General features: G+C 68.7%; 21 protein-coding genes and 1 pseudogene. 8 read left to right on the top strand and 14 right to left on the bottom strand.

Features of this window, described 5'->3' with window-relative positions:
• Nucleotides 1–593: 593 nt before the first annotated feature.
• Entirely contained in the window at nt 594–1,715 is a 1,122-nt protein-coding gene (locus tag OHA77_RS40770) for an FAD-dependent oxidoreductase (protein WP_406314896.1), read from the bottom strand.
• Between the two features lie 352 nt (nt 1,716–2,067).
• Between OHA77_RS40770 and OHA77_RS40765 the strand changes: the two genes are divergently transcribed.
• On the top strand, nt 2,068–2,688 hold the full coding sequence (locus OHA77_RS40765) for a recombinase family protein (protein WP_406314893.1): 621 nt from the start codon (nt 2,068–2,070) through the stop codon (nt 2,686–2,688).
• Nucleotides 2,592–2,960: a hypothetical protein gene (locus tag OHA77_RS40760; protein WP_406319982.1), complete on the top strand. Its 369-nt coding sequence runs from the start codon at nt 2,592–2,594 to the stop codon at nt 2,958–2,960. Before OHA77_RS40765 ends, OHA77_RS40760 begins: the two co-directional genes overlap by 97 nt.
• A 93-nt stretch (nt 2,961–3,053) precedes the next feature.
• Here the strand turns inward: OHA77_RS40760 and mihF are convergent, their stop codons facing one another.
• Nucleotides 3,054–3,365 carry an integration host factor, actinobacterial type gene (mihF, locus tag OHA77_RS40755; protein ID WP_406314890.1) on the bottom strand — a complete coding sequence of 104 codons (312 nt, stop codon included), beginning with the start codon at nt 3,363–3,365 and terminating at the stop codon, nt 3,054–3,056.
• Nucleotides 3,366–3,544: 179 nt separating this feature from the next.
• Between mihF and OHA77_RS40750 the strand changes: the two genes are divergently transcribed.
• Nucleotides 3,545–3,718 (top strand): hypothetical protein, encoded by a 174-nt coding sequence (locus tag OHA77_RS40750; protein ID WP_326822939.1) that lies wholly within the window; start codon nt 3,545–3,547, stop codon nt 3,716–3,718.
• Here the strand turns inward: OHA77_RS40750 and OHA77_RS40745 are convergent.
• Nucleotides 3,700–3,867 carry a hypothetical protein gene (locus tag OHA77_RS40745; protein ID WP_406314888.1) on the bottom strand — a complete coding sequence of 56 codons (168 nt, stop codon included), beginning with the start codon at nt 3,865–3,867 and terminating at the stop codon, nt 3,700–3,702. The two genes, OHA77_RS40750 and OHA77_RS40745, sit on opposite strands and share 19 nt — an antisense overlap.
• A gap of 75 nt (nt 3,868–3,942) precedes the next feature.
• Nucleotides 3,943–4,437 (bottom strand): Lrp/AsnC family transcriptional regulator, encoded by a 495-nt coding sequence (locus OHA77_RS40740; protein ID WP_326822938.1) that lies wholly within the window; start codon nt 4,435–4,437, stop codon nt 3,943–3,945.
• A 72-nt stretch (nt 4,438–4,509) separates the two neighbouring features.
• Between OHA77_RS40740 and OHA77_RS40735 the strand changes: the two genes are divergently transcribed.
• The 3 genes from OHA77_RS40735 (at nt 4,510) to OHA77_RS40725 (ending at nt 5,768) form a co-directional block, all read left to right on the top strand.
• Complete coding sequence (locus OHA77_RS40735) at nt 4,510–4,845, top strand: EamA family transporter (RefSeq protein WP_406314884.1); 336 nt, start codon at nt 4,510–4,512, stop codon at nt 4,843–4,845.
• Nucleotides 4,846–4,921: 76 nt separating this feature from the next.
• Complete coding sequence (locus OHA77_RS40730) at nt 4,922–5,410, top strand: DUF2000 domain-containing protein (protein ID WP_326822936.1); 489 nt, start codon at nt 4,922–4,924, stop codon at nt 5,408–5,410.
• A 37-nt stretch (nt 5,411–5,447) separates the two neighbouring features.
• A complete protein-coding gene (locus OHA77_RS40725) occupies nt 5,448–5,768 on the top strand; it encodes a GNAT family N-acetyltransferase (RefSeq protein WP_406314882.1) in 321 nt (106 codons plus the stop codon).
• Between the two features lie 318 nt (nt 5,769–6,086).
• Here the strand turns inward: OHA77_RS40725 and OHA77_RS40720 are convergent, their stop codons facing one another.
• The 5 genes from OHA77_RS40720 to OHA77_RS40700 form a co-directional block, all read right to left on the bottom strand.
• Nucleotides 6,087–6,962 carry a sigma-70 family RNA polymerase sigma factor gene (locus OHA77_RS40720; RefSeq protein ID WP_406314879.1) on the bottom strand — a complete coding sequence of 292 codons (876 nt, stop codon included), beginning with the start codon at nt 6,960–6,962 and terminating at the stop codon, nt 6,087–6,089.
• On the bottom strand, nt 6,959–7,351 hold the full coding sequence (locus tag OHA77_RS40715; RefSeq protein WP_326822932.1) for a VOC family protein: 393 nt from the start codon (nt 7,349–7,351) through the stop codon (nt 6,959–6,961). Before OHA77_RS40715 ends, OHA77_RS40720 begins: the two co-directional genes overlap by 4 nt.
• A gap of 345 nt (nt 7,352–7,696) precedes the next feature.
• On the bottom strand, nt 7,697–8,326 hold the full coding sequence (locus tag OHA77_RS40710; protein ID WP_326822931.1) for an isochorismatase family cysteine hydrolase: 630 nt from the start codon (nt 8,324–8,326) through the stop codon (nt 7,697–7,699).
• A 231-nt stretch (nt 8,327–8,557) separates the two neighbouring features.
• On the bottom strand, nt 8,558–9,583 hold the full coding sequence (locus OHA77_RS40705; protein ID WP_406314875.1) for an alcohol dehydrogenase catalytic domain-containing protein: 1,026 nt from the start codon (nt 9,581–9,583) through the stop codon (nt 8,558–8,560).
• A 625-nt stretch (nt 9,584–10,208) separates the two neighbouring features.
• Complete coding sequence (locus OHA77_RS40700) at nt 10,209–11,144, bottom strand: LysR family transcriptional regulator (protein ID WP_406314872.1); 936 nt, start codon at nt 11,142–11,144, stop codon at nt 10,209–10,211.
• A gap of 131 nt (nt 11,145–11,275) precedes the next feature.
• On the opposite strand from OHA77_RS40700, the gene OHA77_RS40695 reads away from it, so the two are divergent.
• On the top strand, nt 11,276–12,139 hold the full coding sequence (locus OHA77_RS40695) for an MFS transporter (RefSeq protein WP_406314870.1): 864 nt from the start codon (nt 11,276–11,278) through the stop codon (nt 12,137–12,139).
• A 112-nt stretch (nt 12,140–12,251) separates the two neighbouring features.
• On the opposite strand, the gene OHA77_RS40690 is transcribed toward OHA77_RS40695, so the two are convergent.
• The 5 genes and pseudogenes from OHA77_RS40690 to OHA77_RS40670 all read right to left on the bottom strand — a co-directional run.
• Nucleotides 12,252–13,193: a tyrosine-type recombinase/integrase gene (locus tag OHA77_RS40690; protein ID WP_406314867.1), complete on the bottom strand. Its 942-nt coding sequence runs from the start codon at nt 13,191–13,193 to the stop codon at nt 12,252–12,254.
• Nucleotides 13,194–13,378: 185 nt separating this feature from the next.
• The gene (locus OHA77_RS40685; protein ID WP_406314865.1) at nt 13,379–14,359 is read right to left on the bottom strand and encodes an Lrp/AsnC family transcriptional regulator; all 981 of its coding nucleotides are present in this window, start codon (nt 14,357–14,359) and stop codon (nt 13,379–13,381) included.
• A 5-nt stretch (nt 14,360–14,364) separates the two neighbouring features.
• Nucleotides 14,365–15,606: a carboxylesterase/lipase family protein gene (locus tag OHA77_RS40680; RefSeq protein ID WP_406314862.1), complete on the bottom strand. Its 1,242-nt coding sequence runs from the start codon at nt 15,604–15,606 to the stop codon at nt 14,365–14,367.
• A gap of 3 nt (nt 15,607–15,609) precedes the next feature.
• On the bottom strand, nt 15,610–16,488 hold the full coding sequence (locus OHA77_RS40675; RefSeq protein WP_406314860.1) for a VOC family protein: 879 nt from the start codon (nt 16,486–16,488) through the stop codon (nt 15,610–15,612).
• A gap of 167 nt (nt 16,489–16,655) precedes the next feature.
• A pseudogene (locus tag OHA77_RS40670) lies at nt 16,656–17,774 on the bottom strand (Tn3 family transposase); the annotation flags it as partial.
• Between the two features lie 653 nt (nt 17,775–18,427).
• On the opposite strand from OHA77_RS40670, the gene OHA77_RS40665 reads away from it, so the two are divergent.
• On the top strand, nt 18,428–18,976 hold the full coding sequence (locus OHA77_RS40665) for a cysteine hydrolase family protein (protein WP_406314858.1): 549 nt from the start codon (nt 18,428–18,430) through the stop codon (nt 18,974–18,976).
• The last annotated feature ends 254 nt before the right edge of the window (nt 18,977–19,230 follow it).

Raw genomic sequence — 19,230 nt, 5'->3', positions numbered from 1 at the left:
GCCGCCCGGCACCTGCCGGCTTTCACGGAACTGGCCGACCGTCCACACACGTGCGCTGGCATTCCCGCGGGGCGGTCTCTTGCTGAGCCGGCAATTTTCTGTGTCTCCGAGTCCGAAGGTGCCGCAGACTCCCTGCCGTGCGACGCCGGCCAGGCGCCGAACACATGACAGAGAGGGAGGTGGCCGGGGATCTCCTGCACGACCCCGGCGATCCACCCAAGCTCGCCGGAGCCTGGTGATCGACGTGTGCGGAGCATGTGCGGCCGGGCCCGGAATCCGGCCTGCTTGGCCAGACGGCAGAACAGCTCATAGGCGGTGCCGTACGACATCGCCTTGCCCAGCGACGCGTGGAACAGGTTCCCGAACGCCCGAGCAGGTAGGAGCGGGCCGACGCGCGGGCTCAACCCGCTGGAACCGGCCCGCGATCCGGGCCATGACCTGGTCGAACATCGCCCACCAGCGGGCAGGGTCTGGGCTATGCCCTGCGGCCACCGCACGATCTTCAGGAGTCCGCACAACCCCCGATGATCACGCGATGGCCGTACTCGGTCCCCGCCGGGTCCGTGACAAGATCGCGAAAGCGGACTGAGGTATCAGGAGTGATCGAACAGAGTGACTACGCTCTGCGGTGCTTCCGGGCCGAAGAAGATCTCCAGGTTCTTCGCCGAGCGGCCGGCGGCGTCGCTACCACGTAGGAACAGCCGCTCTTCGTAGCCGGTGAGCGCGACCTCGATGTCGGGTTGCTCAACCAGCTTGCTCGCCAGGTCAGCGCCGTCGTACATGGCGAGGTTCGCACCCTCGCCGGCGAAGGGCGACATCAGATGCGCGGCGTCGCCGACGAGCGTCACGCGGGGCACCCTGTCCCACCTAAGCCCGACGGGCAGGGCATAGATGGCTCGGAGCCGCGGTTCCGCGTCGCTCTGTGTCACGAAGGCGGTGAGCAGCGGCGACCAGCCATCGAACTCGTCGGCAAGTTGACGGAGGCCAGCGGCCGGGTCGCCGAAGTCGATCGACCTCATCCACTTCTCGGGCTTGTTCAGCGCCACGTATCCGCGCACGTGCCCGTCGGCGTAGCGATGGGCGATGATGCCTTTGCCCGGCGCGACCGCCATCAGCGTGCCGCTGCCGATCGCGCCCACGCTCGCCCGACAGTCCTGGCCGCCCGAGGCGAGGGCGATCTCGATGAAGCAGGTTCCGCTGTAAAGAGGCTTGGCGGGGGTGAGCAGCGGACGCACCTTCGACCAGGCACCGTCCGCGCCGATGACGATGTCGGCGCGCGTGACGGAACCTTCCGAGAAAGCGAGGTCGTAGCCGCCCTCCACACGGTGCCGGATCGAGGCGAGCTTGTGACCCCACCTGATCGTCCCGGGCGCCAGCGAGTCGATGAACAGGCGCCTGAGTTCGCCACGATCCACCTCAGGGCGGGCAGAACCAGGGTCCGCAGACATATCGAACAGGATCGTGCCGTGGCGGTCGACCACACGCTTGGCGTCCTCACCCGGGCGGACCAGAGTGAGGAACTCGTCGTAGAGACCGGCTGCGCGAAGCGCGACCTGTCCGGTCTCTACCTGAATGTCGAGCAGACCGCCCTGCGCACGGGTCGTCGCCGAAGCCTCACCCTCGTAGATCGTCGCGGCGACGCCGTGAGCCTGAAGCACCCGGGCGAGCGTCAGCCCGCCCATGCCTGCTCCGACAATGGCGATGGTCTTCTGCATGCTGCGCTCCTCTGTTGCGCCGACACGCGCCGGCGATGTGCAGTGCCGGGAGCGGGCGGGATGCCCGGTATCGGCAAGGAGACGCTCACCGATCAGAACCATCTGCATCGATGTACGAGCGATATCCTGCGGAAGGACCCGCGGAACATCGTTTTTCGCGACCTGGTGATTGTAGCTCGGCATCCGCCTCGCGGCAGGCGGAGCCGCTCCCGCTGCGACTCACCACGATGGGCACCGGCGGCGGCTTCCCCATGGTCGGCCTGATCGTCACCGGCACCTGACCTGCCACCACGAACCGGCGCTGCGGGCACGCCCTGCCTGCGGCGCCAGGCCAGAGCGACGATCAGGCGCGGTGGCCGGCACCTACCACACCGGCCGCTTCACCAAGATTCCCCGCCTGGCGAAGCTGTTGCGAGTGATCACCCCGGCCGACCGCAACCCGGGCCAGCCATGGCGGCCGGGCATTCCACCGCCCGCCCCGCTCAGTGACGACCGGCCCTCGGCCGACATCCGGATCGGCTACGCCCGCTGCTCCGCCCTCACCCAGGAACTGCAGTCACAACTGGACGCGCTGACCGCGCACGGCATCAGCCGCGAGAAGATCTTCGCCGAGAAGATCTCGACCCGGGTGAAGGTGCGCCCGCAATTCGAGGCGGCGCTCGCGCTGGCCCGCCAGATCAAGGCGCACGCCCCCCACTGCCGCGTCATCCTCACCGTCTACGAGATGAAGCGGCTGGGCCGCGACGCCGCCGAACTCACCGCCCTGGCCGACCACCTCACCGCGCACGGCCTGGTCCTGGAGATGCTCGCCGGACCGCTGGCCGGCATATACGACCCGTCCGGGCCGGGCCGGATGCTGTTCGCGTTCTTCGCGCGATGGCCGAGACCGAACGCGAAGCCATCCGCGAGGCCACCCTGGAGGGTCTGGACGCCGCCGCCCGCAAGGGCAAGCACGGCGGCCGCCCCCCGGTGATCCTCGACGACATGCTGCACACCGTGCTGCGCCGCAAGGCCGCCGGGGAACGCGTCGAAGACATCCGCAAAGACCTGATCATCCCTACCGGGAAACGCAAAGGAGAGAACCCGTCCCTGGCCAGCATCTACCGGGCCCTCGCCGAGCATGAGAAGACACAGGCCTACCCCGAAGCCGTCCAGGCGGCCCACGCCGACTTCGCCCTCCTGCAGGACGCAGAGGACTTCCCCGCCCTGTCCGAGCCCGCATCCGCCGCCCGGGCCAGGCGCTGACGAAGCAGGAGGCCGAACTTCGCCATCGCCTGCAGAGCCAACCTCACCCGGACGCGGAACTCCGATAGCGCACCCGATCCAGTCCCGGCGCGGTCAGCCGATGAAAGCCCGCAAGAGTCGCTCGCACTGCTGCTCGGTCAGCGCGCCAACACGCTGTTTCTCCGCCACCCCGCAGACGGCCATCAACGCCGCGACCCGGGCCGGCCCATACCCGGGAACGGCCCGCAAGACCTGAACCACCCGTGTCCTGCCGACCAGATCCTGCCCGCTGCGCTCGAACACCTCCGCCACACTCACCACGCCGCAGGTCACCTCCGCCAACAGCGCGCGACGCGCCGTACGCGCCTCGGCCGCCTTCACCAACGCCTTCGCACGCTGCTCCACCGTCATCACCGGCAGGGCCATCAGGCACCTTCTCCTATAGAGATCAGCTGGTCAGCGACTCCCCACAGAGATCACGAGGGGGCGCCGTCGGTCATCATCCCGCACAGTGTCAACGGATGTGACACCAAGCCCGGTTCGCCGTTCCACTCCTACTGGCAGGCCAACCATGGTGGGCAACTCATGATCGTGAAGGAAGCGCTGTGAAACAGGCCACAGGCCTGAGGATCGGCCGGGCGGCGCTCATGACGGCGACGGCCGGAGGGGTCGCGGTGGCCGGCGTCGTGCCCGCCGCGAACGCCGCCTCCGCAGCCCAGAGGGTGATGATCGGGCCGTTCGGGTACGGCAGCCTGAAACTTCAGAGGGCAATGAGTTGATCTTGGGGCCCCGTGTACGGCCTACCGGTCTCCGTGGCTGCGTCGCCCTCGGCGAGGAGGCGGTAGACGGTGGCGATCGAGGGGTTCTCGCCCTTGTTCTCGCCTGAGGGAATGACGAGTTCGCGGGCGATCTGCGGGACGGGGGACACCCTGGGCCCGTAGGGCGCGGGCGTAGTCGGCCATGTTGTCGTTGACCGCGGCACGGGGGCCCGAAGCAGCGCCAGTCAGCGGGCTCTGCGTGAGAAGCGGGGCCGGTCGGGGCCGGCCGGCTCGATGCAGCGGGACTGGACGTGCTCATAGGCCATGGTGGTCTGCACGTCGGCGACTTCTCTGCGTTCGGTGAGGCGGTCGATGACGAAGGCGTACACGCTGTCGACGTCCGGGACGGCGATGTGGATGAGGAAGTCGTGAGGGCCTGAGGTGACGAACAGGCCGATCACCTCGGGCAGTCGTGCCGCCCATTCCCGGAACCCCTCGATGATGGGGCGGGCCGGGGGCCGGATGCGCACCGAGATGAGCGCCTGGACGGGGCGGCCGGCCGCGTCGAGGTCCAGGGCTGCGTGGTAGCCGGTGATCACGCCGCGCTCGCGCAGTAGCCGTACCCGCTCGAGCGAGGTGGAGGGGGAGACCCCGGTCCTGGCTGCAAGGTCGCGGTTGGTCTGCCGTGCATCGTTCTGCAGTTCCCGCAGAAGGGCCCGGTCCAGCGCATCAAGTTCCATGAAATCGACTCTACGGCGTACGAAGTGCGGCTACAGGCTGCGCTGTTTGGATGTTTGCTTAGTGTCGTTGGCATGGATACACGAAAGAACGGCCCGTTGTTCGGTGCGGGGCTGGTGCTGGGCGCGGCTGTGCTGTGGGGCACGGTCGGTCCCGCTCAGGTGCGCGCGACCACGGCCGGAACCCTCAGCCTCGCCGAACCCCTGGCCGCCGCGCTGATCGGCGTGTTCCTGCTCCACGAGCACCTCTCGCCGGTGGCATGGACCGGCGGTGCACTGATCCTCACCGGAATGATCACCATGTGCCTGCCGCCGCGGTTCTTTTCCGGCTCCGCACGGATGCCGGGGTTTTCCCGCGACAGGCGCATCACGTCCGCCGAAACCCTCGAATTTCTCGCATCCGGCGAATGAAGTTCAGAACCGGCGCCGCAGTTCCGCATGTCTGCCTAGTCTTTCCCTACCTGGTCGAACAAGTAAAGAGGATCACATGTCTGTGGTGAACGCTCCCGAGACGACGGCAATCGGCTTCGCGCCCGAGGAGATGGACTACTCCCTGTCCACCCGCCAGGCCCGGCTGAAGTGGGTCGTGGTCGTCAACTCCGACCTTCCACCTGGCCGGGCCGCCAACGCCGCCGTCTGCGCCGCGGCCCCCACCGTGGCCTCGGTCCCCGGCCTGCTCGGCACCAACGCCGCCGACGCGGAAGGCGTAGTGCACCCGGGCCTGCCCTGGACGGGCTGCTCGGTGCTCGTCGCCGACTCCGCCACGCTGCGCACCATCCGTGCCAAGGCAGCATCCCGCACCGACACCTTCGTCGCCGACGTCCCCATCGCCGCGCAAAGCACCCGTGTCTACAGCGACTTCATCGCCGTCGTGGGCAAGGCCCAGACCGAAGACATCGATTACTGCGCAGTCAGCATCGTCGGCCCGCGCAACCGGGTCGACAAGATCGTCGGCAAGCTTCCCCTCATGCCCTGAGCGCCGCGCTTTCCGCCACGCCACGCTTTCCGCCGCTGTGCTCGACCCCGACACGGGCTGGTGGGACGAACTGACCAAGCCAGTGCCTGATGACATGCGACGGGAGGACGGACACCGCACCTTCGGGCTGATGGAACTCGCCGTGCGCGGACCGTGGCGCGGGCAGGGCATCGCGCGGCGTCTGCACGAGACGCTGCTCGACAGCTTTGAGGCCGAGCGGGTGTTGTTGAACGTCCATCCGGGCAGCAAGGCAGCGTCGGCTGCCTACCGGGCGTGGGGATACCGCAAGATCGGCGAGGCGCGGCCATGGGGGACAGGCGCGGACCTCCATGACGTGATGCTGCTCGACCTGCGCTGAAAGCAGCCCAGGAACGGAGCCTGTGGTCCCGCCGGCTGCGGGACCACACGCCGTTTGGTGCATTCGGCGATCGGACAGAGCCATTGAATCCCTACGCGGAGCCCCGACCTTGTGCCCGGCGCATCGCTGTGCGGGATCGCCACGCGTCATGTGACCAGGGGATCGAAGCGCGGTCGATCCTGGTCCAGGTGTCGTGGCAGCGGTGACGCAGGCGGTGTAGACCCCCGGTGTGCTTTGGACTCAACCCGCCCGGCGCCCTTTGGATTTGACCATGGGGGCGGAATCGACCAATTCCGCCGCTGCCCTGACGACACCGGCTCAGGCCTGGGCAGGCAGATGGATCGAGGCGAGTTTGGCCGGGTCGACGACGATGTGGATGCCGGTGATCCGGCCTTCGGTGACGGTGAAGGCGATGACGGAGAGAGGGGTTCCGTCGGGGCGCCAGGACATGTGGCCGGGGATGCCGTTGACCAGCACGGGTCGGTGGCGGGCGACCTCGCCGGAGAACATGCGGGCGCCGGCGGCGACCTCGGTGGCACCGAGGGTGACGACCACGCCGTCGGGGGTGTCGACGGTCAGCTTCACGTTTGGGTCGAGGACCCGCAGGAGCGCTTCGAAGTCGCCGCCGAGGGCGGCGGCGCGGAATGCCTGGACGACCTCTTGATGCTCGCGGCCGGGACCTGCCGACCGGTCCGTGGCTCGGACCTTACGGCGGGCGCGGCTGGCGATCATCTTGGTGGCGTCGGCGGATTTGCCCAGGATCTGGCCGATTTCGTGGAACGAGACCGCGAACATGTCGTGCAGGACGAACGCCAGACGCTCGCTCGGGGTGAGCGAGTCGAGCACGACGAGCAGGGCGAGGCCGACCGAATCGGCCAGCGCCACCTGCTCGTCCGGCGCGGGGTCGTCGGCGGGCGTCACCACGAGGTCCGCAGACTCGTGCCCGTAGGCGGTTTCGGGGTGGGCTTGGCGGGATCTCAGAAGGTCCAGGCTGATTCGGCCGACCACGGTGGTCAGCCAGCCCACCAGGTTGCCGATGGTCGTCTCGTCCTGGCGGGCGAGGCGCATCCAGGCTTCCTGGACCACGTCCTCGGCGTCGGCATGTGAGCCCAGCACGCGGTACGCGAGGGCGCGCAGCCGATCGCGCTGGGCTTCGAACGCCTCGGTCACGAGGCCGGACGGGTGGGCGGTCACGGCTTTCGCTGCTGACGGAGCGAGACCCGGTTGCCGTCCGGGTCCACCGCCTCGATGCGGACCCCGAACGGATAGTCCACGGGTTCCCGCTCTTCGAAGGTGACGCCGCGCTGGCGCAGGGTCACGAAATCCTTTCGCAAATCATCGGATTCGAGGATCAGCGGACCGGGCGCGGCATGCTGGCCTACGTTGCCCGGCTGTCCCGCGGCCTCCGCATGCGGCCACAGAAGGATCTGCACCGGGCTATCGGGAACGCCGACGGTGAGGAAACGCCCGTCGGGCCCCGAGAAGTCGATCCGCTTTTCCAGGCCGAGTCCCTCGGCGTAGAACTCCAGTGCGCGGTCCTGATCGGTGACGTAGATCGTCACGTACATGATGTTGGTCAGCATCCTGTTCTCGATTCACTCGTAGGGTGCGACGACGGTTCGTATTCGGTCGTCGCACCTATGACGAGTGCCGACGGGAAAAGGTAACAGGACCGGTCTGCTGGAGCGGTTGCCGGGGCGCATGCGGTATGGCTCGGCAGCACGCGTCCAGGCCCAGCACATGATTCAACCGAGGGATGTGGAGCTCCTGCCGGAGGCCCGGACAGGACCGGTCCTTCTGCCGACGATTCTTGTGGCGTGCGCCAACCATCAAGCGAGACAGGACACACTCGGCGCGGACGACTTCGACGGCGACACCGCTGAACGGTATGGCTACCTCAGCCGGTTCCTTCCGGACGGTGAGCAGGATCATGACCGCGCTTCCTTGAACGCGGTGACGAGCTCTTCCGTGGCGACGATGGCATGGGCGTAGGTGGGGCCGTTCAGCTCATGTGCGGCGTGCATCATCTCGGGGAGAAAGGCGGCGGTGGCGTCGCGGACCAGCGTCACATGGTAGCCGAGCTCCATGGCGAAACGACCGGTGGACTCGATGCAGGTGTTCGCCAGCACGCCGACGACCACCGCGTGGGTGATGCCGTGCTGCTTGAGCTGGAAGTCCAGGTCGGTGTTGGCGAATCCGCTCTGCGCCCAGTGCTCATGGACGACGACGTCGCCCGCCTGCGGCTGGAAGTCGGGGTGGAACTCCCCGCCCCAGGAGCCCCGGGCGAAGGTGTGCCGCTTTTCGATGTTCCGCTGGGTCGGGTTCGGGTGGGCCCAGGTCTCGTAGTCGCCCGGCTCCCAGCGGCGGTGCGGGACGAACACCACTTGGATGCCGGCCTCGCGGGCGGAGGTGACCATGGAACGCAGGTTGTCCAACAGGCCGACCTCCTTCGCTACGGGCTCGAGTCGCGGCCAGAGCTTGCCGCCTTCGGAGATGAAGTCGTTGTAGGGATCGACCAGCAGAACCGCCGTGCGGCGGGGGTCGTAGGTCTCGGCCACGGTTTCTCCTCAGATCTGGACGATGGGCAGCGGTGCTTGAAGCGGCGTCACGACGACCTCGGCGCCCTCGGCCTCGAAGAGGCCGTCGACCGTCATCGCGAAAGATCACCCGCCCCGTTTCATGATCGCCCCAGGTGCGCGCCGACGACTCCATGCGGTCGCTCCTCCCGTACCTGCTGCCTGCGGTGTGGCTCTCGCGGGAAGGGCCGGGTGTCTTTTCCCGCGGGGTATTCAGTTACCGGTGGTGAGGACCATGCGGAAGCGGGCCTGGCCGGAGATCATCTTCTGGAACGCCGCATCGGCTTCCTCCAACGGAACCTCCTCGGTCCACGACCGGACGCCGCTTTGGGCGGCGAACCTCATGGTGTTCTGGGTATCGACCGCGATGCCGGAAGCGTGCCCGTACACCCGCTTGGCCCCGCTCACGAGCTGCAGGGGCGTGATGTCCAGCGGCTCCATGGCGACGCCGACGATGATGAGCTCGCCGCGGCGCCCCAGCCCGTCGACCGTCGCGGACATCGCCGCGGCATTGGTCACCGTCGCCAACACCACCTTGGCTCCCCCGTGGGCCTGCAGCGCGTCGGCCATCTTCTCGGTGGCGCTGTCGATGTAGTGAGACGCGCCGAGCTGGTGAGCCAGCGACGTCTTTTCGGGGCCGCGGGCCATCGCGATGGTATTGAAGCCCATCTTCGAAGCGAACTGAACCCCCAGGTGCCCCAGGCCGCCCAGACCGAGGACCGCAACGGTGTCGCCTGAACGCGCGGAGCTGCGGCGCAGCGCGTTGTACACGGTCACGCCGGCGCAGGCCAGGGGCGCGGCCTCCACCGCCGTCAGCTCGTCCGGGACTGAGGCCAGGGCGACGGCCGGCACCACGACGGAGTCAGCGAACCCTCCGGCATACGCGACACCCGGCACCTGAAGCTCGGGGCAGAGGACGCCGTCGCCCTCCCTGCAGGCGTCGCAGTGGCCGCAACTGCCTCCGTACCAGCCGATCGCCACCCGATCACCGACGGACCAGCCGGTGACGTTGCCGCCGATCGCGTCGATGCGTCCCGCGATCTCGTGCCCTGTGGTGACGGGAAAGGTGGTACCCGGAATGTGTCCGCCGGTGATCAACACGTCGGAGTGGCACACCCCGCATGCCTCGACGGTGACCCGCACCTGACCCGGGCCCGGTTCCTGGGTATCCACCTGAACCAAAGACAGGTCCCCGCCAGGTTCGGCGACCTGCATGGAACGGTGCACGGCAGAAGACATGCCGTCTCCTCCTCTTCTTCTTTCGGGAAGCAGCGGTCTTTACCGATAGGCCCTCACCGGTCCCGCTACCGCCACTGGCCGTTGTTGCTCAAGTCCCGGGTCAAGGTCACCTGGTGTCTCGGTACGCCTCCTGCGAGGACAGCCACCCGGCCACCACGCTCCGGCCCCGGGTCACCGGCCTGGAAGGCGGGTGGTGACCTTGGGGCATCCAGCCGTTGCCATCGGGGCCGCTGTTGGGGGCCAGAGGGTCGTCCCTCTACACTCGCGCCCCTCGCCGTGGAAGTCAGGAGCGGCAGCTTCAACTATCGGCAGGTGGTCGTCCAACTTTCGGAGGAGTACGTCAGGGAATGCCCCCGGATGAGCAAGACACACCCTGGCCAGACCTGAATGAAATAATCACCCATCCCAGCCTCGTCACCTGTTGCCGGCCTACTCCGGCGGCATGTGCAGAGGAGCACGAACTGCCCGGCTACACCACCCTGTGGCGCCTGACCGTTTTGACCGACCCGGTGGTCGCGTGGACGACGGAATATTATTCCAGAGCGGTGCTGGAGCTGCGCTCCCAGGGCAGGGATGTGCCGGACGAGATCTTGTCCCACATGGTGATCGCAGACGCGGCAGCGTTTCAGCTCGGAATCACCCAGCCCGGCGCCCAGGTCCCGGCGGCGTCGTGGCCGGCCGCTACGGCGGCGAGGTGGGCGCGGAGGGTGGCCAGCCCCGGGTGGGGGTTGTCGCGGCGCCACAGGAGCGAGTGCGGGTAGACGGGCGTCGGGTCGGTCACCGGAATGCGGCGCAGGCCGTGGTCGGCGGGCCAGACCAGGCGGGTCTGCTCGCCCATGAAAGTGGCCAGGGCCGGGGTGTCGGCGATGGTGTCGAGGAGCGCGTCGGAGCCGAAGTTGGGGCCGGTCGCCTCGATGGTGAGGCCGAACTCGGCGACGAGATCGTCGTAGTAGGCGGCCCACTCGGTGCCGGGGACGATGCCGGGCATCCAGATCCGATGCCCGGCGAGCCGGGCGACGGTCACCGACCGGGCGCCGGCCAGTGCGTGGGCGGGCCCGGTGAGGAGCTGGAGCGGCTCATCGAGCACCCGGACGGACCCGATGTCCTCGGGAAGGGGCCGGCCGGGCACGGCGACGGCGCGGAAGGACGCGTCGATCGCACCGGACCCGATGGCGGCGAGGGCCGTCTCGATGTCGAACAACATCACCACGTCGAGCTCGATCTCGGGGTGCGCGCGGTGGAAGCCACGCATCAGGGCCGAGGCCGCGAGGCGCGAGGCGATCACGTCGACGCGCAACGGACGGCTGCCGGGGAGCACGGACGCGACCGCGCGCTCGGCGACACGCAGCAGTTCGCGCGCGTGAGGCAGGAACGCCTGCCCGTCGATGGTGAGCTCGGCGCCGCGCGCGGTGCGGGTGAACAGCCGCACGCCGAGGTTGCGCTCCAGCGCGGCGATGCGCTTGGAGACGGCCTGCTGGGTGACCGCTAACTCGGCGGCGGCCTCCTGGAACTGCCCCGCGTCGGCGGCGGCGACGAACGTGCGCACCGCATCGAGATCCACACCAACCGACCTTAGTAAACAACTCACAGTTGTGCGCCTTCGGTCAGCCGGTTGTTTGACCTGCCTACCAGCTGCGCGCTTTGATCTCTCAAATCATCTGATGGTTGTTTCTTGGAGATAGTGGGTGCGCGTTGGGAAGGTCACTGGGGCGGCAGTTCAGGTGGTTCTGGGCTGCATATGCGGTCAGCACGTTCGGCACATGGCTCGCGTTCGACGCTTTCGCCCTGATCGCGATTCTCGCTCTGGACGCAGGGCCTGCCGAGGTGTCGATGCTGGCCGCCGCGGGAATCCGCGCCATCGGCGGGCGGGAGCCGCATCCCGCGCGAACCGCCACACCGCCCCGGCCCAGAGCCGACGATCTGCTGGAGGGATGGCGATACATCCTCGCCGGCCCCGCACTGCGCCCGTTGTTCTTCAACACCGTCCTGGTCAACGGCCTGATCATGGCAGCCTCGCCGTTGCTCGCCGTCCTCATGCTCGGCGACCTCGGGTTCGCACCCTGGCAGTACGGCCTCGCGTTCGGCGTCCCCTGCATCGGCGGCCTCATCGGCTCGCGACTGGCCCGCCCGCTCCTCGCACGGTACGGACAGCACAAGGTCATGCTCACCGCCGGGACGTTGCGCGCGTGCTGGCCACTCGGATTGGCCTTCATCCACCCCGGCCCCACCGGGCTCATCCTCGTCATCGCCATCGAACTCGGGCTGATCACCTGCATGGGCGTGTTCAACCCGATATTCGCTACCTATCGGCTCCAACAGCTCCCGTCGGACCGGGTCGCCCGCACGCTGTCTGCCTGGTCGATCACCAGTAAAGCCACCATCGCGGCCATGACCGGCGTGTGGGGCCTGCTGGCCGGCCTCACCAGTCCCCGCACCGCGATCGCGATCGCCGGTCTCCTCCTCCTGGCGACCTCGCTCCTCCTCCCTCGACACGACCGCACGCCCCAACACAAGAACGCCGACCAGGCGCCACCGGAAAGGCAAACACTCGCATGAGCACCACCCCCGCACCCGACCCCGCACACACCGCCCGGCTCGTCATGGAGGGGGGCAGACCAAGTACGAGAGAAAGGGGCAGTGCCCCCTCTCACCTCGGAGAAGTTGCTGATCAGTGAGTACGGCGACGCGGTGCCAGGGCCTCGGTGACCTTGGCGATGGCTTCAGCACCGGGCTTGACGTAACGCATGGCGGTGCGGGGGTTCTTGTGCCGGGTCTTGCCCATGATGAGCTGCAGCGGGATCTCGGCCTCGCCGAGGTGGGTGGCCGCGGAGTGGCGCAGCTGGTGCAGATCGAGGCCGGCGTAGGTGTCCAGCAGGACGCGGGCGCGGTCGTAGCCGAGGCGGGCGCGGCCGGTGTGCGGGCAGATGTCGGCGGCCGCAGGGCGGCGGGCCGGGACGGGGCGACGTTCGGATAGGAACAGCGGGCCGTGGGTGCGGGTGCTGCCGTCCGGGAGCCGGAGCAGGCGGGGCAGCAGGTGGGCAGTGCCGCGCTCCCAGTACACCCACTCGATCGCGCCGCCCTTGGACCGGACCGGCGCCCGCCGATGCTCCAGGTCGAGGTCCTCGACGTTCAGCGCCAGGATCTCCGCCGCTCTGGCAGCTGTTTCGTAGAGCATGCGCCACAGCGTTCGCTCCCGAAACGGGATGTCCCGACGGGACAGCAGCCGGTGGATGGTGGTCTTGGCCACGGCGCGGGTCTCGTCGGCGGTTTCCGTGCGGCGTTCGGCGTCGGCCGGCACTGACGGGGCGGCCCAGTGCTTCTTGGCCTGGCACCAGGTCAGCCAGGAGGTGACGGCGGCGCGGTTGCGGTTCCAGGTCGCCGGCGCGCGTCCACCCCACAGCTCGATGAGCGCCTGGCCGACTTCGGCGTCGGTGACGTCGGCGAGCGGCCGGTCGCGGCCGAGCAGGGCGATGGTGCGGTCGATGGCCGAGGCGTAGGCGCGGTGGGTGTTGGGGTTGGCAGTGCGCGCCGTGGCGAGGAAGGCGTCGGCGGCCGCGACGAGGCTGACGCCCTCACCGCGCAGGGCGGTGACCTTCGTCGCCGCGCTCATGCCGACCGCCGTACGACCGCTGCGGCGATGTACCGGATAACGTGCCGGAGTCGCGCACCGCCCCGGCGGAGGGTTGTCCTGGTCGCCGCGCCGCTGTGATCGCTCATGTACGTGATAATAGACAATTATCACGTACATGAGCGATCTGGACTGGATAGCGACGTTCGGTGTGCTCGTGCTGCTGGCTACGTTCCTGCTCTGGCTGTGCCGGCTCGTTTGCTGTCTCGGATGACCGGGGCGCTTTCGATGTGCCGTACTCCCGGCAGGCTGCCGATGCCGCCCTCGAGGTAGCCGTAGAGCGCGTCGGCGTCGCGGCAGGCGACGAACATCAGCAGGTTGGTCGGGCCGGTGGTGGCGGCGGCAAAAGCGACCTCAGGATGCGTGGCCACCGCCTGGGCCGTGCGGCGCAGGGCGGAGGGCTCGACGGTCAGCCAGAGGATGGCGACCATCTCGAAGCCCAGGAGCAGAGGGTCGATATCCACGTCGAAGAACAGCACGCCACAGTCGCGCAGGTGGCCCAGCCTGCGCTTGGCTGTTGCTGGAGACCAGCCGGTGGCACGGGCCAGCTCCGGATATCCGGCGCGACCGTCCCGAGCCAGGACCCCCAGCAGATGCTCATCGCCTTCGTCCAGGACGACCCGCTCCCGCTGAGCCCCTGGTGCGTGCTGCGGGGCGAGCGTGGCGATCTGCTCGCACGTGAGCGAGTCGGCTCTGCCGTGCCAGCCGGTGGGGCCGCCGGCGAAGACCCGCAGCAGGCAGTGCGCCGTCACCCCGACCACCCGCGGTGTGCGGGGCAACTGGCCCAGCAGCAGCGCATCGCGCTCACGGAAGCTGCGTGCCCGCACCACGCAGACGATCTGGGTGCCGCCGGAGGTGAGGCTGACCCAGGAGGTGTCCGCTCGGCGGGCCAGCGCCTCGGCGATGGGGACGGCCGCGTCGGGTACGACCTGGATTCGGACGAACCACTCCGCCCAGCCCAGCCGTCGCGCCTGGACCTGACCGATCACCTTCAGCAGCCTCGCGGAGCGGAGCCTGTGGTAGCGGCGTGCCACGGTCTGGTCGGACACCTTCAGCACCGAAGCGATACGGCTGAAGGGGGCGCGGCCGTCCACGTGCAGGGCGTGGACGATGGCGCGATCGAGCTGGTCCAGGACAGGGGCGATCACCGTGGTCAGGTTAGCGTGATGTGCTCGACGTGAGGGAAGGCGGGCCAGCTGGGCGAGCCGTCGTGGACGAAAGCCGTCCAGGCGCCCTGCACGTGCGCCACAAGCTGCTCAAGCTGCGCGGGGTCGGCGCCGGCCAGCATCGGGGAGGCATGCCAGGCGGGCAGATTGCCGAAGACGAACGGCAGTTCGATGCAGTGGCAGGCACCGAACGGGCTGCCTGGCGGTGACCAGTCGAACTGGTAGAGGTGGGCCGAGCGGGCTCGCCCGGCCAGGCGCAGGCTGCCGTCGCGGAACAGCCGCGCGGTGAGCTCGGCCTCAGCTTGAGGGAAGAAGGCCCGAGCCTCGTCCTGGGTGGTGCCGATCAGCATGGGCACCTCCTCCTGGGCGCCGGTGGTCAGGTCGGCTGGCACACCGTCGGCGGCGACCAGTTGGAAGGGCGGCGTCACCCCCGTGGGCCGCGCGATGCGGCGGGCGGTCTGCTCCTGGCCGGCGAGCAGGTCGGCGAGCGGTAGGGTGCGCAGCCGTTCGGCGTCACTCAGGCGCAGATTGAGGACGTCCAGGAGGATCTGGCCGATCTCGGCGGCCTCGCCGATGCTGTACGGCCGTACGCCGGCCGGTGTGCTTTGCAGGATGACTTGCCGGAACAGGTCACGGCCCGCGGAATGACCGGGCAGGGCCAGCGCGGACAGCGCTCCGGCGGACTGGCCGACCAGCGTGATGCGAGCCGGGTCACCGCCGAACGCCGAAATGTTCTCCCTCACCCAGCGCAGGGCGGCGATCTGGTCGAGCAGCCCGAGGTTGGCCGGGGCGAACTGCGGCGTCAGGTACAGGTAGCCCAGGGCTCCCAGCCGGTAGTTGACGGTGACGACCACCATCCGGCCGCGTTCGGCCAGCAGCGCGCCGTCGTACCAGGCTTGGGCGCCGGAACCGGTCAGGAAGCCGCCACCGTGCAGCCACACCAGGACCGGCAGCCCGCTGCCGCCCGGTGTCCACGCATTGAGTGACAGGCAGTCCTCACCCTGGCGAAGTTCGCTGCCGGGGCCGAGGGCGCGTTCGAGCCGGGACGTGCGCGGCTGCGGGGCTGCCAAACCCGGTTGGACGGCATCCAGCACGCCGTTCCACCGCGTCGGCCGCGGCGCGGCGAACCGCTCGGCGCGAGCATAGGGGATGCCGAGGAAGGCGGTGACCGCGCCACCCGCGGGGACGCCGCGCAGCGTCCCGGCGGATGCTTGGATCAGGTCGGTCACCGGTCACATCTCCAGGAAGGCCAGCGCGGCGCCGCGGGCCTGGGCGGCCCCGACGAAGAATCCGCCGGGCATGTCTTTTGTGGTGAACCCGTTGCCGTCCACCAGGTCGCGGGCCGCCTGTACGTCACGTACCGACACGGCTTGCCTGGCCATGTACGGCAATGCGGGCACCGACTCGCCGGGCATCATCGCGCGGAAGGCGGACACCGCGACGACCTCCACCCTGCCCAGCGGCAGCGGCAGCACGTGCACTGGTCCCTCGGTCACCGGTTCGGTGTCCAGGATGAGGGCGTAGCGGGCGACGGTGGGCTCCAGGTCGGCGTCGTCCACCACGAGCAGCACGCTGTACAGGCCGGTGGCGCCGTTGGCGTGCTCCAGGTAGCGCGGCTGGTGGATCAGTTCAGGGGTCAGGTGGTACGCGGCGTGGATCAGCCCTTCGGGTGTGAGCGCCCTGTCGAGGTGGACCGCCTGAAAGCGGGCGCTCTCCACACCGTCAGGGGTGTCCACATCCCGCTGCAGCGGCAGCACACCGGAGGAGGACAAGCCGGCCGCTCGCAGGCGCTTTTCGGCGGTTTCGACGTCGGTGCAGCCGAAGGAGTAGCCGTGCAGGCCCTCGTACTGGGCGATGAGCGGGCGGATGTTCCAGGGGTCGACCGAGCCGTCCCCGTACAGGCCGAGCAATTCCAGGTAGGTGCGGCCGAACAGGGCGCACCGGTTGCCGGCACCCATCGGCCTTCGCTCGCCGCCGGGGCGGTCGGAGCCCATGTGCATTGACAGTGGGCTGAGCGTGAAGCCCAGCGCCTCGTAGGCCGCCGCGGTGGCGTCCATGTCGGTGGTGTAGAGGACGGAGTGGTCGATCCGGTCGATGTCACGAGCAATCATGGGTGACAGGCTGCCGCCCCGGCGGCCACCGACTCCAGCCAACGGGGTGGGATCGACGTCTTTCGACATTCAAGGTCCTATCGTGATGGAATCCCACGCGCCAGCGCCAACCGCCGCTTCACGGGAGCAGCCTCGGGTTCAGCGACATCACTGCAGACGATCATCAAGATGTAGTGGTAGGCGATGCCGCCGAATCCTCCGTACCGGATGCTGGTCTCGGCCAGGAGATTATCGATGTAGGTGTCCACCTGGGTGCCGTCGGCGGCTACCGTGCTGCCGTCCCCCCAGGCCTTGACCACGTCCAGTTCGGCGAAGGCGTTGACCACATCGACGACCGCGGCGTTCAGCTTCTTCAGGGTGATGTGCCGGTTGCGGACCATGGACAGCTCGCGGGCGGTGACGCCGGCGATGTGCTTGGCCGCCTCGTAGGGGCCGATGTTGATGCCGCCGGTGAACACCGCCAGCGAGTACCGTCCCAGCTTGTCTTTGATCTTGGGGTCGGAGCCGGAGGCCGGGCCGAAGTGGCGATACCAGGTGAGCCAGTGGGCGGTGCGCGCGACGATGGACAGCAGCGAGCGTTCGGGCATGCGCCGCTCGATCTCGGCCGCCAGCCGTTCGGCCTCGGCATCGCTGCCCTTACCGCGGCGGCGTTTGAGGGTGGGCACACCACCTTCATCGATGACCAGGTCGGCGTTGTCGAGGTAGCCGGCGTCCAGCTGCGCGGCCGCGCTCAGGTGGGCGTCCTTGAGGTGGGCGACGAAGCCGGCGGGGGTGTCGGGCAGGCCGACCTTCTCGCAGAACGCCGCCAGCTTCGGCTGGCACTCCTCCCAGGGCAGCAGATGGGCGCCCCAGTCGGCGTACTCATTCGAACCGAGCACGGCCACGTCCCCGGTGCGTAGTTCCTCGGCCAGGTAGCAGAACACCATCGCCTCGAAGTGCCGCCGCGCCACCATGCCAGGCCGTCTGCGGTCGGTCACTGCCCGTCGCCAGTTACCCGACGCGAACGCGATACCCGACTCCGGCTCATCCTCCTGCACCGGTGGCGGCAGCGGGATGAAGTCGCGCCGCTTGGGTGAATGCTCGCGGGCGTGCGCCAGCGCAGCCAGCACCGAATCGTCGCTGGAGGTGGCCTTCAGCCGCAGCTTGCCCGCCAGCTCAAACAGCGCCGGCCGGTCCTTCTTGAAGAACCGGTACACCAGCAGCTCGTGCGCGTCACCGTGGAAGGCGGCGACCTCCTCGATGTCCGCCAGCTGCGCGGCGAACCCGCCGGCCTGCTCTACCGCAGCCCGGACCGCCTGCACGCTGTGAGTCTGCACCACGAGCGCCGACAGCATCTCGCCGAGTGCCTGGACCTGCCCGGCGTTACCGGCGCACGAGGTCACCGCCTCGACGGCCCGCGCCACCGCTTCGCGTCCGGCAGCCGAGGTCTCGCTGCCGGGGTCGAGACGTTCCAGCACCTGACGGTAGGTGCCAATCAGCCGCTCGCTGGTCGCGCGCTGCCGGGCGCGGATCTCCTCCAGCTCCGCCTTGGCCCGTTTGACATGGGAGGCCATCCGCTTGCACAACATCTCGGCCAGGTCGTCTCGGGCCCGCATCCGGGCGGAGTGCGTCAGGCACGCCAGCAACGCCACCTGCTTGACCGGGTCGTAGCGCGACAAGGTATCGACGTCCTGGGCGTCGGCCTCCCCCGAGAAGTCGGCGATCTTCGACGGCGCGATGCCCTCCAGCTAGGCGGTCCGCTCGATCCACGTCATCCCAAGGCCGTCCCTCGCCTCGATCCCGGCGTCCAGACGCCGAAACCGTAGCGGCGATCAACCATGCCAAACGGTCTTGTTCACCAAACCGCAACTAAACCCACGCGGAGGGTCACATCAGCGGACGATTAAACCTTCTGGCCAGCGACTCACTGCCCCTTTCACTCGTACTTGGTCTGCCCCCCATGGACTATCAGCCCGCGATCCTCGCGCTGCTACCCGAAAGCGACAGTGAAGCCCTGCTGGGACGCATGGAAAAGGTAATCGCCGACGTTCGCGCCACGGGCGGCACCGTCGCCTATGTCCGGGTCGGCTTCACCGAGGCCGACTGGGCCGCGATCCCGCCCACCAACAGGTCTTTCGCACCGATCGCCCAGCACCGTCTCATGCACCACGCAGACCTTGACACCGCCATCCACGAACGTCTCGCTCCCCAGGACGGAGACATCATCGTGCGTAAGATCCGTTATGGAGGCCTATCCACCACCGACCTCGATCAGCGGCTGCGCGAACACGGCATCACCACTCTGATCATCGCGGGCATCAGTACCAGCGGCGTCGTCCTGTCCACCGTCATCGACGCGGCCGACCGCGACTACCGGCTCTACGTCCTGGCCGACGGCGTCGCCGACCCTGACCCCGAAGCGCACGACGTCCTGCTCCATCAGGTCTTTCCCTCCCGAGCCCACATCATCGAAACCGCCGAGTTGCACACCCTCCTGCGGGCTGACTGACGCCAGCCGCGCCCGCCCGGCGTGGCACAACCCGCGACCTCCGAGGATGTCTCCAGCCCCTAAAGTAGCGGGGCCCTGCGCGCTGACCTGCTGTGGTTCAGCGCGCACGGTACCCGGCCGACCGTTATGGCCGGCCCGGCACATCCCGTCGCCGCCCTGGCCCCCGGAGCACTACGCCGCGGTGATGGACCGATGGAAGACTGTGGCGGCTGCTGTACGACACGGCCGCCCGCGCCGAGGAAATCCTCACCCTC

The organism is Streptosporangium sp. NBC_01639 (assembly GCF_045209755.1).
In the GTDB taxonomy this organism is placed as follows: Bacteria; Actinomycetota; Actinomycetes; order Streptosporangiales; family Streptosporangiaceae; genus Streptosporangium.
This window is presented reverse-complemented; position numbering and strand designations above follow the sequence as displayed.